A 12,193-nucleotide genomic window follows, 5' to 3' on the forward strand; every position below is an offset into this window, starting at 1 on the left:
TCGATATGCAACCGCAGGGCAAGGGAACGCAAGGGCATGAGTGCTCCTGTTCTCGACACGAAGCTGTCGGCGGAGGGCGAGGCTTTCCGGGCCAACGCCGCGCATAACCGCGCCTTGCGGGACGAGTTGCACGCGAAGGTCGCGCACGCCGCGCTCGGCGGCAGCGAAGCGGCGCGGGCCAAGCATGTCGCCCGCGGCAAGCTGCTCCCCCGCGATCGGGTGGAGCGGCTGCTCGATCCGGGCAGCCCGTTTCTGGAAGTGGGCCAACTCAACGCCAACGACATGTATCATGGCGAAGTGCCCGGCGCGGGCATGATCGCGGGCATCGGGCGCGTGTCGGGACGGCAGGTGATGATCGTCTGCAACGACGCCACAGTGAAGGGCGGCACCTATTATCCGCTGACGGTGAAGAAGCATCTGCGCGCCCAGGAAATCGCGATGGAGAACCGTCTCCCCTGCGTCTATCTGGTCGACAGCGGCGGCGCGAACCTGCCCAATCAGGCGGAGGTCTTCCCCGACCGCGAGCATTTCGGCCGCATCTTCTACAATCAGGCGCAAATGTCGGCGCGGGGCATCCCCCAGATCGCCTGCGTCATGGGAAGCTGCACGGCGGGCGGCGCCTATGTCCCCGCCATGTCCGACGAAACGGTGATCGTGCGCAATCAGGGCACGATCTTCCTGGCCGGGCCGCCGCTGGTGCAGGCCGCCACGGGCGAAGTCATATCCGCCGAAGACCTTGGCGGCGCGGAGGTCCACGGCCGCCGATCCGGCGTGGTCGATCATGTCGCGGAAAATGACGAACATGCGCTGACCATCGTGCGCGACATCGTCTCGACGCTCCAGCCCGCGCCGGGAATCGATCTCAACCTGCGCGAACCCAAAGCGCCGAAATATGATCCGGAGGAGCTTTACGGCGTCATCCCCCAGGACGTCCGCGCCCCCTATGACGTGCGGGAAGTGATCGCCCGCATCGTCGACGGCAGCGAATTTCACGAATTCAAATCGCTCTACGGCACGACGCTCGTCTGCGGCTTCGCGCATATCTGGGGCATGCCCGTCGCGATTCTCGCCAATAACGGCGTGCTGTTCAGCGAAAGCGCGCAGAAGGGCGCGCATTTCATCGAACTGGCCTGCCAGCGGCGCATTCCGCTGCTGTTCCTCCAGAATATCTCCGGCTTCATGGTCGGCGGCAAATATGAAGCGGAGGGGATCGCCAAGCATGGCGCGAAGCTGGTGACGGCGGTCGCGACGGCCAGCGTGCCCAAGATCACGGTGCTGATCGGCGGCAGCTTCGGCGCGGGCAATTACGGCATGTGCGGCCGGGCCTACAGCCCGCGCTTCCTGTTCACCTGGCCCAATAGCCGCATCTCCGTGATGGGCGGCGAACAGGCGGCCAGCGTGCTGGCGACCGTCCACCGCGACGCGGCCAAGTGGACCCCGGAGGAAGCCGAAGCCTTCAAGGCGCCCATCCGCCGCAAATATGAGGATGAGGGCAACCCCTATCACGCCACGGCGCGGCTGTGGGACGATGGCGTGATCGACCCCGCCCAGACCCGCGACGTGCTGGGCCTGGCCTTCGCCGCCACGCTCAACGCTCCAGTCGAGGAGGCGCCCCGCTTCGGGGTGTTCCGCATGTGATCCAGTCCCTGCTCATAGCCAATCGCGGCGAAATCGCCTGCCGCATCATCCGCACCGCCCGCCGTCTCGGCATCCGCACGGTGGCAGTCTATTCCGACGCCGATGCTAAAGCGCTCCACGTCCGGCAAGCTGACGAAGCCGTGCATATCGGCCCATCCCCGGCGCGCGAATCCTACCTCATCGGCGACCGCATCATCGCCGCCGCCAAGGCCACAGGCGCGCAGGCCATCCATCCCGGCTACGGCTTCCTGTCGGAAAATGCCGCCTTCGCGCAGGCGGTGATCGACGCAGGCTTGATCTGGGTCGGCCCCAATCCCGCCAGCATCACCGCCATGGGCCTGAAGGACGCGGCCAAGAAGCTGATGTCCGAAGCGGGCGTCCCCGTCACCCCCGGCTATCTGGGCGAGGACCAGAGCGCCGACCGCCTGCAATCCGAAGCCGACGCCATCGGCTATCCCGTCCTGATCAAGGCGGTCGCGGGCGGCGGCGGCAAGGGGATGCGGCGCGTGGATGCCGCCGCGGATTTCGCCGACGCGCTGCTCTCCTGCCAGCGGGAGGCGGCCTCCAGCTTCGGCAACGATCAGGTGCTGATCGAAAAATATATCCTCTCGCCCCGCCATATCGAAGTGCAGGTGTTCGGCGACAGCCACGGCCAGGTCGTCCACCTGTTCGAACGCGACTGCTCGCTCCAGCGCCGCCACCAGAAGGTGATCGAGGAAGCCCCCGCGCCCGGCATGGACGAAGCCACCCGCCAAGCCATTTGCGGCGCGGCTGTCCGGGCGGCGCAGGCCGTGGACTATGTCGGCGCGGGCACGATCGAATTCATCGCCGACGCCAGCGAAGGCCTGCGCGCCGACCGCATCTGGTTCATGGAGATGAACACCCGTCTCCAGGTCGAGCATCCGGTGACGGAGGAGATCACGGGCGTCGATCTGGTCGAATGGCAACTGCGCGTGGCGAGCGGCGAACCGCTGCCCAAAAAGCAGGAGGAATTGTCGATCAATGGCCATGCGATAGAGGCGCGCCTCTATGCCGAAGACCCGGCCAAGGGCTTCCTGCCCAGTCCGGGCCGCATCGACCGGCTGCTGTTCGCCAGCCGCGCCCGCGTGGAAACGGGGGTGGAGCAGGGCGATACCGTCAGTTCCTTCTACGACCCGATGATCGCCAAGGTCATCTCCCACGGCAAGGATCGGGAGGAAGCGCGGGGCGACCTGCTCCGCTGGCTGGACGGCAGCTTCGTCGGCCCGCTGCACACCAACAAGCCTTTCCTGCACGCCTGCCTCGCCATGCCCGACTTCGCAGAGGGCAGCCTCGATACCGGCCTGATCGAGCGGCAGGGGGAGGCGCTGACGGCCATCGACGGCCCGTCCGACCGCGTGATCGCCGCCGCCGGACAGCGTTTCCGCAGGGACTGGTTGGATCAAGGCGACTGGAATGAAAGGCCGTTCCGGGATGGCCTGTTCGGCTTCCGCCTCAATGGACCGCCCAAGACACAGGTCGACCTGTTCGTGGATGGCCGCCATGTCCTGGCGGACGCGAAATCCGGCGACCTGCGCACGGGCCTTAGCTCCGACATGGAGCAGGACGGCGCGATCATCGTCACGGAGGCCGGGCAAAGCTGGCTCTTCAGCCAGACCCCACCCGTCAAGGCGGGCGGCGCGGCGGCATCGGACGGCGCGATCCTCTCCCCCATGCCGGGCCGCATCATCGCGGTCGCCGTGGCGAAGGGCGACAGGGTCGCCAAGGGCCAGAAGCTGGTCACGCTGGAGGCGATGAAGATGGAACACAGCCTGGTCGCGCCCTTCGACGGCGTGGTGGCGGAACTGGACGCCAGCGAAGGCGGACAGGTGAGCGAGGGCACGCTGCTGGTGCTGGTGGAACGGGAGGAAGGCTGATGGCGGGCCGCTATTATGACGAATGGACTGTCGGCGACCGGATCGAGCATGAAATCCGCCGCACGGTGACGGAAACGGACAATCTGCTCTTCTCGACCATGACCCATAATCCCCAGCCGCTGCACCTGGACGCCGAAGCCGCGAAAGCGTCCGAATTCGGCCAGATCCTGGTCAACGGCACCTTCACCTTCGCGCTGATGGTGGGGCTGTCGGTGGGGGATACGACTTTGGGCACGCTGGTCGCCAATCTCGGCTATGACAAGCTGATCATGCCCAAGCCCGTCTTCATCGGCGACACGATGCGCGCGGACAGCGAAGTGGCCGACCTCAAGGAAAGCCGATCCCGCCCCGAAGCGGGGATCGTGACGTTCACCCACCGCCTGATCAACCAGCGGGACGAGATCGTCTGCCAATGCCTGCGCATGGCGCTGCTCAAGAAGAGGCCGTCATGAAGCTGCGCTCGCTATTGTTCGTTCCCGCCGACCGCCCCGAACGCTTCGCCAAGGCGGCCGCCAGCGGCGCCGACGCGATCATCCTGGACCTGGAGGATTCGGTCGCTCCGGAACGCAAGGCCTTCGGGCGGGATGCGATTGCGGAATGGCTGGCCACGCCTCGCTATTGCACGGCCTTCGTCCGGGTCAATCCGCTGGACGGCGATCACACCCGCGCCGACCTTTCCGCCGTCCTTCCCGCCGCGCCCGATGGGATCATGCTGCCAAAGGCGGAGGGGGCGGCAAGCATCCACACGCTGCTCGCGCTTGCCGACGGCGCGAACGTGCCGCCGATCCTGCCCATCGCGACGGAGACGCCCGCCGCCATCTTCGAACTGGGCAGCTATCGCCAGGTCGGCGACAGGCTGGCGGGCCTGACCTGGGGGGCGGAGGATCTGCCCGCATCGATCGGCGCGTCCACCTCCCGCGAGGAGGATGGCGGCTACACCGCGCCCTACGAAATGGCGCGCAGCCTGACGCTGTTCGCCGCCCATGCCGCGGGAGTCCCGGCCATCGACACGGTCTTCCCCCGGATAGAGGCGATGGACGAACTCAGGGCCTATATCGGCCGGGCGCGGCGCGACGGCTTTACCGGCATGATGGCGATCCACCCGGTTCAGGTCGCCGCCATCAACGAAGGCTTCACCCCGACCGACGCGGAAATCGCGCGGGCCAGGGCCGTGGTCGCCGCATTCCGGGCCAATCCGGGCGCGGGCGTGCTCAAACTGGACGGCAAGATGATCGACCGGCCCCACCTCGTTCAGGCACAGCGCATATTGGCCGCGGCGGAATGAAAAAAGACCGTTGCATGGCCGCAAACGCTCGCTTATAGGCAGCGCTCCTTCAAGGGGCCGTAGCTCAGCTGGGAGAGCGCGTCGTTCGCAATGACGAGGTCAGGGGTTCGATCCCCCTCGGCTCCACCATTTCCTTCCCATTGGTTTTGCTGGATAAATTCCCCGACGCGGGGAAGGCCGCTCAATCGGCGAGCGGCAGCGCGGTCGTCGACTTGATCTCCTGCATGGCGAAGGACGAGCTGACGTCATGCAGCGGCGCGACGTGGATCAGCTTGCGGTAGATGCGGTCGTAATCGCCGATGTCGCGCGCGACCACCTTCAACAGATAGTCGATCTCGCCGCTCATGCGATAAAATTCGACCACCTCCGGGATGCGGGCGATGCCGTCAGCAAAGGCCTGGAGCCATTCGTCGGTGTGCTGCGCCGTCCGGACCGCCACCATCACCGTCACGTCCAGCCCAGCCGTTCTCGATTCAGGATGGTCATGCGCCGTTCGATCAGGCCTTCGCGTTCATAGCGTTTGATTCGCTTCCAGCACGGCGTCTGCGACAGACCCACGCGCTCGGCGATTTCCGAAATAGGAGTGGTGGCATCCTGCTGACGAATCGCCAAAATCCGCCGGTCAATGGGATCGAGAGAAATGTTCTCCGAATTCGGCTCCTATAAAGATCGAAATGCTCCAGTAGCGGAAAATGAGAGATAAATCGTGGCGCTGACCATCGGGTCCGGCGTGCTGGCTGCCCGCTGGCTGAAACTGGACAGGAATTTCGGGCTGCTCGCGGGTGGATCGGTCGCCATTTGCGGGGCCAGCGCCGCGATGGCCCTTGCCACCACGCTGGGTTCGCGCCGGGTGAACGACGCAAGCCTGTCCCTGGTGCTGGTCGGCATCTCGGCCATGAGCGCGGCGGCGATGATGCTCTATCCGATAGCCGCGCATATGCTCGGCCTCTCGGATATGCAGGCCGGCTTCCTGCTGGGGGCATCCATCCACGATGTCGCCCAGGCGTTGGGCGCGGGCTACGCCTATTCGGTCGGCGCGGGACAGGTCGCCGCGATCGTCAAGCTCAGCCGGGTCGCGCTCCTCCCCGCGATCCTGGCGATCATCACCCTCTTCCTGCGCGACGACAGGCGCGAAAGCATCGGCGTCCCATGGTTCGTGCTGGGCTTTTTCTGCCTCGCCGGCGTCAATTCGCTGGGGCTTATTCCGCCGGTCGCCGCCGGTCTGTCGGCCAAGGCGGCCAGCGCCTTCCTTGCCGCGGCTGTCACCGCCACCGCCATCCCTCTCCATTGGCCAGCCTGATGAAGACGGGGACCAGGCCTTTGCTGGTCATCCTGGCGGCGACGATCATCGCCTTCGCATTGTCCCTGCTCGCGGCGCTGGTCGCGATCCGCTGAGCCGCTCTGGCGGGGGTGGGCGAACCCACCCCACGCATCTTACAGCCCGTCCAGACCCTTGCTGACGAGGATGTTCACCGCGACGCGGCGGTTCTGCGCCTTGCCCTCGACGGTGTCGTTGCTCGCCAGCGGGTCCGCTTCGGCCATGCCCGTGGGCGTCAGCATGCGATAGGGTTTCCAGCCGCAGGCCTGCTGAAGATAATTGACGACGCGACCGGCGCGCTTTTCGCTCAATTCCTGGTTGAATTCTTCGTCACCCGTGGAATCGGTGTACCCCACGACCAGCAGCAGGGCATTGCTCATCCCCTCGGCAGAGGCAGCCGCCGCGCAAAGGTCGTTTTTCGCCTGGGCCGACAGCACCGCCTTGCCGGTGTCGAAATTGACGTTCGTCGTGCCCTTCACATTATATTGGTCGATCTCGCCCATGCGGCCGCGCAGCGCCGCCGTCGCCGCGGTTTGTTCCTCAAAGCCCTGTGCCGTGCCGTTGTGGATCATCGACGCGGTCTTCAGATCCTTGTTCTGAAGATTGATCTGGCTCGCCAACAGGCCGCCGCCCGTCTGCCACGTCTTCACCGTGACCGGCAGGCCGTTGAGCAGCGATGTCGCGGCCAGCCTGCTGCGGTTGAGGCCGAACAGGCCCTTGCTCGCGCTGATTCGGGTGGCGTCGTCGATGACGATGACGGATTTGCTGCCGTCGGCGGCGGTGACCTGCATCTTGTCGCCGCTGCGCGCCGAAATGATGCCCTTGATTTCCGGTCCTGCGGTCTTTTCAGGGGGCAGATATGCGGTCGCCGCCACGTCGGCGGACGGGGCCGCCGGCTGGTCCTGCGTCTGTGCGGCCAGGCTGCCCGGCGCGGCGCCGGAAAGCAGGGCGATCATCAAAAGATATTTCGGGCTTTTTGAAATGACAGGCATCACGCTACTCCTTCAAAATTGGTCAGTCGGGCCTGCATGTTTGCAGCTTCTCGTCCGACTGCCGCCCGCGTGATGGCGTGTTCAGCTGTCAGAACCCCTCCTTCGATATTCGCAAATGTCCAGCATGACGCAGCGGATGAGCGCCATGGACATTCTGCCTGTTCAGATTAACCTTGCCCGCACATGAACAATCGCATCGCGCTTATGCTGGCGCAGCCGACCGGAGTGCATCGTGCGACGAATGGAGGCGGGACATTTCCCGAAGGCAGCGGGCCAGGCGATGGCGCAGCGATTGGGCGAAGGGACTTTACCGCTGGCGATTGCAAGGCCTATTGCGGATCCATGACAGAAGATGTTCCAGAGAGCCGCGCCGCGGCGACAGTGGTGATTTTGCGCAATCGCCCCCGCGCGGCCCCGGAAATCCTGATGATGGAACGGGCGTCCAGCATGGCCTTCGCGGCGGGCGCGCTGGTCTTTCCGGGCGGCGCCGTGGATGAGAGCGATCATGCCCTGGCCGCGAAGATCGCCGGCGGCCTGCCGTTGGACGAAGCGGCTGCGCGCATCGCCGCGATCCGCGAGACGTTGGAGGAAAGCGGCCTCGCCATCGCCTTCACCCGGCCGCTGGAAACGGATCGGATCGCGGCGATGCGACGAACGTTGGTGGAGGGGGCGGGGCTTGGCGACATGTTGAGCGCGCATGGGCTGGAGGTCGCGCTGGACGCGCTGGTGCCCTTCGCCCGCTGGCACCCAGCCCGCCTGGAGCGGGTGCGGCGCGTGTTCGACACCCGCTTCTACCTCGTCCAGGCGCCGGAAGGCCAGGCGGCGAGCGTCGATGAAACCGAAAATGTCCAGCTTTTCTGGAGCGGCGCGGCGGACACGCTGGCGCGTTGCGACCGGGGGGAAGGGCAGATCATCTTCCCGACCCGGCGCAATCTGGAACGGCTGGCGCAATTTGGCAGCTTCGACGATCTGGCGGCGCATGCCCTGTCGATCCCGGTCGAAAAGGTGACGCCCTGGCAGGAGGAGAGAGATGGGGAGACGCATCTCTGCATACCCGGCCATCTCGGCTATCCTGTCACATCGGAACCGATCGCCACCGCCCGGCGCGCCTGAAGCGCGCGCAGGGTTAACTCAATCCTATCCCGCACCTTCCAGCTTGTCCTGCGTCCGCGTCGCGAAATCGCCCGCGTCATGGCGCTCATGGAGCTGCCCCTCCAGCGGCCCGTTCACCTTGTTGACCATCCGCCCGCGCTTCACCGCGGGCCGCGCATCGATCTGCTCCACCCAGCGCATCACATTCCTGTAGCTGCCGACGTCCAGAAACTCCGCCGCGTCATAGGTCCGGCCCAGCGCGATCCCGCCATACCAGGGCCAGATCGCCATGTCCGCGATCGTATATTCATCCCCGGCGATATATTCATGCTCCGCCAGTTGCCGGTCCAGCACGTCCAACTGCCGCTTCGCCTCCATCGCATAGCGGTTGATCGCATATTCGAACTTCTCCGGCGCATAGGCGTAGAAATGACCGAAGCCCCCGCCCAGCAGCGGCGCGCTGCCCATCTGCCAGAACAGCCAGTTCAGCGTCTCCGTCCGCCTGGCGGGATCGGCGGGCAGGAAAGCGCCGAACTTTTCGGCCAGATAGACCAGGATCGATCCGGATTCGAAAACCCGGCGCGGCGGCGACGCGCCATGGTCCATCAGCGCGGGAATCTTGCTGTTGGGATTCACCGAAACGAAGCCGCTGCCGAACTGGTCGCCTGCGTTGGTGCGGATCAGCCAGGCGTCATATTCGGCATCCTTGCCCGCCTCCAGCAACTCTTCCAGCATGATCGTCACCTTCTGCCCATTGGGCGTGGCGAGCGAATAAAGTTGCAGCGGATGCTTGCCGACCGGCAGCGCCCTGTCATGGGTCGGACCCGCGATCGGGCGGTTGATGTTGGCGAACGCGCCGCCGCTTTCCTTGTCCCAGGTCCAGACCCGCGGCGGAATATAGCTTTTGTCGGTCATGCAGGCGGTCCCCTTTGAAGACTTCGAACAAGGTCGGTGGGCGGGCATAGGGCTTTCCACCGGCATGGCTAGGTAATGACCGTCCGCACCCGATACAAACCTGCGCGCATAAAAAATGAACGGCCCAGGGGGAGGCCGCCCTTTCGCGCCGCCTTCCGGAAATAGCTGGGTCCGAAAAAATTTGGCGGGCGGCTCTTGATCGCCGGATCGGTCCGTCCATATAAATGGGCGCTAGCACTCCCCAGACTGGAGTGCTAACAGACACGAGTTCATCGGGAGAAGGAGCCGGAGTCGTCGTCCATGGCGGTTCCACCCCATCCCATTTAACGTCGTAAAGAGGGAAAGGCACTCAACATGGCATTTCGTCCGTTGCATGACCGCGTTCTCGTCCGCCGCGTGGAAGCGGAAGAGAAGACTGCCGGCGGCATCATCATCCCCGACACCGCCAAGGAAAAGCCGCAGGAAGGCGAAATCGTCGCCGTCGGCACCGGTTCCAAGGCCGAAGACGGCAAGGTCACTCCGCTGGACGTCAAGGCGGGCGACCGCGTCCTGTTCGGCAAATGGTCGGGCACCGAGGTCAAGGTCGACGGTGAAGACCTGCTGATCATGAAGGAATCGGACATTCTGGGCGTCGTCGCCTAAACCGATCGCTGATGTCATCCTGACGAAAGTCAGGATCTCAGACCTTTAAGCGCGGCGTAAAGCCGCACCAGATCCCGGCTTTCGCCGGGGTGACGGACAAAGGAATAGAAACATGGCTGCAAAAGAAGTAAAATTCTCCCGCGACGCTCGTGAGCGCATCCTGCGCGGCGTCGACATCCTGGCCGACGCGGTCAAGGTGACCCTGGGCCCCAAGGGCCGCAACGTCGTCATCGACAAGAGCTTCGGCGCCCCCCGCATCACCAAGGACGGCGTCAGCGTCGCCAAGGAAATCGAACTGAAGGACAAGTTCGAGAATATGGGCGCCCAGATGGTCCGCGAAGTCGCTTCGAAGACCAACGACATCGCCGGTGACGGCACCACCACCGCGACCGTCCTGGCCCAGGCCATCGTTCGCGAAGGCATGAAGTCGGTTGCCGCCGGCATGAACCCGATGGATCTGAAGCGCGGCATCGACCTCGCCGTCGCCAAGGTCGTCGAGGACGTCAAGGCTCGCTCGAAGCCGGTTTCCGGTTCGCAGGAAGTCGCCCAGGTCGGCATCATCTCGGCCAATGGCGACGTCGAAGTCGGCCAGAAGATCGCCGAAGCGATGGAAAAGGTCGGCAAGGAAGGCGTCATCACCGTGGAAGAGGCCAAGGGTCTCGACTTCGAACTGGACGTCGTGGAAGGCATGCAGTTCGACCGCGGCTACCTGTCGCCCTACTTCATCACCAACCCGGAAAAGATGGCTGTCGAGCTGGCTGATCCGTACATCCTGATCCACGAAAAGAAGCTGTCGAACCTGCAGTCGATCCTGCCGATCCTCGAAGCCGTGGTTCAGTCGGGCCGTCCGCTCCTCATCATCGCCGAGGATATTGAAGGCGAAGCGCTGGCGACCCTGGTCGTCAACAAGCTGCGCGGTGGCCTGAAGGTCGCTGCGGTCAAGGCGCCTGGCTTCGGCGACCGCCGCAAGGCCATGCTGGAAGACATCGCCGTCCTGACCAAGGGCGAAGTGATCTCCGAAGACCTCGGCATCAAGCTGGAGAACGTCACCCTCGGCATGCTCGGCACCGCCAAGCGCGTCACCATCGACAAGGACAACACCACCATCGTCGATGGCGCTGGCGACAGCGAAGCGATCAAGGGCCGTACCGAGCAGATCCGCGCTCAGATCGAGTCGACCACGTCCGATTATGATCGTGAGAAGCTCCAGGAGCGTCTGGCGAAGCTGGCTGGCGGCGTGGCCGTCATCAAGGTCGGCGGCGCGACCGAAGTGGAAGTCAAGGAGCGCAAGGACCGCGTCGACGACGCGCTGCACGCGACCCGCGCAGCCGTTGAAGAAGGCATCGTCCCCGGTGGCGGCACGGCTCTGCTGTACGCGACCAAGGCCCTCAAGGACCTGAAGGGCGCGAACGACGACCAGACCCGCGGTATCGACATCATCCGCAAGGCCATCGAAGCGCCGCTGCGCCAGATCGCCCAGAATGCGGGCGTCGACGGTGCTGTCGTCGCCGGCAACCTGCTGCGCGAAAATGACGAGACCCGGGGCTTCAACGCCGCGACCGACACTTATGAGAACCTCGTCGCCGCTGGCGTGATCGACCCGACCAAGGTCGTCCGCGCCGCGCTGCAGGACGCCGCTTCGGTGGCCGGCTTGCTGATCACGACCGAGGCGACCATCGCCGAACTGCCCGCCGACGACAAGGCGCCGATGGGCATGCCCGGCGGCGGCATGGGCGGCATGGGCGGCATGGACTTCTAAGTCCTGCCCTCAAGCGAAACAGAAAAGGCCGGCGGATTGCTCCGCCGGCCTTTTTGTTTTGGACGTTTTGGGTGGAAAGCCGACATTCGGAGCGCCCTGCGTGAAGGGCTCCGAACTAAGTTCGATTAGGCGGAACGGTGAAGCGCGCAAAGCTTGTTGCCAGCGGGGTCACGCAAGTAAGCAAGGTAAAGCTTTCCCGCTACTCCCATATCGCGGACGCCCGGGGCGTCTTCGCAAGTCGTGCCACCTGCGGCCAGACCAGCGGCATGCCAGGCATTTGCCTGCTCAGGCGACGCGACTGCAAAGCCGATAGTTCCTCCGTTTGCAGGGGTGGCCTCCTCCCCGTTTATCGGCTTAGTTATGGCAAAAATGCCTGAATTGGTGAAATAGAAGATGCGGCCCTTGTCATCCGCGTTACCAGCCGGAACACCAATGGCGCCAAGCGTCGCATCGTAGAACTTCTTCGAAGCCTCAACATCATTCGCACCAACCATGATATGACTGAACACAGCTTGTCTCTCCTGCTACATATGACGGAATGCCGATCTGCTCCGCCTTACCACTGGATGCATCAAACTGGACGGAGTGTCGATCCAAACGGTTGCCGGGCCTTGGTAGCGAGGGATTAAGGCGGAAAGAACCGTCCGCCATTGGTCG

Annotated in this window: 13 protein-coding genes and 1 tRNA gene; 9 read left to right on the forward strand and 5 right to left on the reverse strand. The window is 64.5% G+C overall.

The genetic code is table 11. The annotated features are described in order from the left end of the window. Window positions 1-36: 36 nt before the first annotated feature. The 5 genes from NUH86_RS01355 (at window position 37) to NUH86_RS01375 (ending at window position 4,947) form a co-directional block, all read left to right on the forward strand. On the forward strand, window positions 37-1,638 hold the full coding sequence (locus NUH86_RS01355; protein ID WP_267250911.1) for a carboxyl transferase domain-containing protein: 1,602 nt from the start codon (window positions 37-39) through the stop codon (window positions 1,636-1,638). Next, window positions 1,635-3,533, forward strand: coding sequence for an acetyl/propionyl/methylcrotonyl-CoA carboxylase subunit alpha (locus tag NUH86_RS01360; protein WP_267250913.1), 1,899 nt, complete (start codon window positions 1,635-1,637; stop codon window positions 3,531-3,533). Before NUH86_RS01355 ends, NUH86_RS01360 begins: the two co-directional genes overlap by 4 nt. Beyond that, a complete protein-coding gene (locus NUH86_RS01365) occupies window positions 3,533-3,985 on the forward strand; it encodes a MaoC family dehydratase (RefSeq protein ID WP_267250914.1) in 453 nt (150 codons plus the stop codon). Before NUH86_RS01360 ends, NUH86_RS01365 begins: the two co-directional genes overlap by 1 nt. Beyond that, a complete protein-coding gene (locus tag NUH86_RS01370) occupies window positions 3,982-4,818 on the forward strand; it encodes an HpcH/HpaI aldolase/citrate lyase family protein (protein ID WP_267250915.1) in 837 nt (278 codons plus the stop codon). Before NUH86_RS01365 ends, NUH86_RS01370 begins: the two co-directional genes overlap by 4 nt. 53 nt (window positions 4,819-4,871) lie before the next feature. Further along, window positions 4,872-4,947: transfer RNA gene (locus NUH86_RS01375), tRNA-Ala, on the forward strand. A 52-nt stretch (window positions 4,948-4,999) separates the two neighbouring features. On the opposite strand, the gene NUH86_RS01380 is transcribed toward NUH86_RS01375, so the two are convergent. Next, window positions 5,000-5,260 carry an Lrp/AsnC ligand binding domain-containing protein gene (locus NUH86_RS01380; RefSeq protein ID WP_267252197.1) on the reverse strand — a complete coding sequence of 87 codons (261 nt, stop codon included), beginning with the start codon at window positions 5,258-5,260 and terminating at the stop codon, window positions 5,000-5,002. A gap of 5 nt (window positions 5,261-5,265) precedes the next feature. After that, on the reverse strand, window positions 5,266-5,430 hold the full coding sequence (locus tag NUH86_RS01385) for an Lrp/AsnC family transcriptional regulator (RefSeq protein WP_267250916.1): 165 nt from the start codon (window positions 5,428-5,430) through the stop codon (window positions 5,266-5,268). A 94-nt stretch (window positions 5,431-5,524) separates the two neighbouring features. Here NUH86_RS01385 and NUH86_RS01390 point away from each other — a divergent pair, with 94 nt between their 5' ends. Next, window positions 5,525-6,118: a YeiH family protein gene (locus tag NUH86_RS01390; RefSeq protein WP_267250917.1), complete on the forward strand. Its 594-nt coding sequence runs from the start codon at window positions 5,525-5,527 to the stop codon at window positions 6,116-6,118. Window positions 6,119-6,252: 134 nt separating this feature from the next. Here the strand turns inward: NUH86_RS01390 and NUH86_RS01395 are convergent, their stop codons facing one another. Further along, window positions 6,253-7,128 (reverse strand): OmpA family protein, encoded by an 876-nt coding sequence (locus NUH86_RS01395; RefSeq protein WP_267250918.1) that lies wholly within the window; start codon window positions 7,126-7,128, stop codon window positions 6,253-6,255. 342 nt (window positions 7,129-7,470) lie between these two features. On the opposite strand from NUH86_RS01395, the gene NUH86_RS01400 reads away from it, so the two are divergent. After that, window positions 7,471-8,241: an NUDIX domain-containing protein gene (locus tag NUH86_RS01400; RefSeq protein WP_267250919.1), complete on the forward strand. Its 771-nt coding sequence runs from the start codon at window positions 7,471-7,473 to the stop codon at window positions 8,239-8,241. A 24-nt stretch (window positions 8,242-8,265) separates the two neighbouring features. Here the strand turns inward: NUH86_RS01400 and yghU are convergent, their stop codons facing one another. Beyond that, entirely contained in the window at window positions 8,266-9,135 is an 870-nt protein-coding gene (gene yghU / locus NUH86_RS01405; RefSeq protein ID WP_267250920.1) for a glutathione-dependent disulfide-bond oxidoreductase, read from the reverse strand. A 354-nt stretch (window positions 9,136-9,489) separates the two neighbouring features. On the opposite strand from yghU, the gene groES reads away from it, so the two are divergent. Together groES and groL are read left to right on the forward strand one after the other, a co-directional pair. Beyond that, on the forward strand, window positions 9,490-9,777 hold the full coding sequence (groES, locus tag NUH86_RS01410; protein WP_066698138.1) for a co-chaperone GroES: 288 nt from the start codon (window positions 9,490-9,492) through the stop codon (window positions 9,775-9,777). Between the two features lie 112 nt (window positions 9,778-9,889). Beyond that, the gene (gene groL, locus NUH86_RS01415) at window positions 9,890-11,536 is read left to right on the forward strand and encodes a chaperonin GroEL (protein ID WP_267250921.1); all 1,647 of its coding nucleotides are present in this window, start codon (window positions 9,890-9,892) and stop codon (window positions 11,534-11,536) included. Between the two features lie 125 nt (window positions 11,537-11,661). On the opposite strand, the gene NUH86_RS01420 is transcribed toward groL, so the two are convergent. After that, on the reverse strand, window positions 11,662-12,045 hold the full coding sequence (locus NUH86_RS01420) for a VOC family protein (RefSeq protein WP_267250922.1): 384 nt from the start codon (window positions 12,043-12,045) through the stop codon (window positions 11,662-11,664). Window positions 12,046-12,193 lie beyond the last annotated feature (148 nt).

Source organism: Sphingobium sp. JS3065 (assembly GCF_026427355.1).
GTDB lineage: Bacteria > Pseudomonadota > Alphaproteobacteria > Sphingomonadales > Sphingomonadaceae > Sphingobium.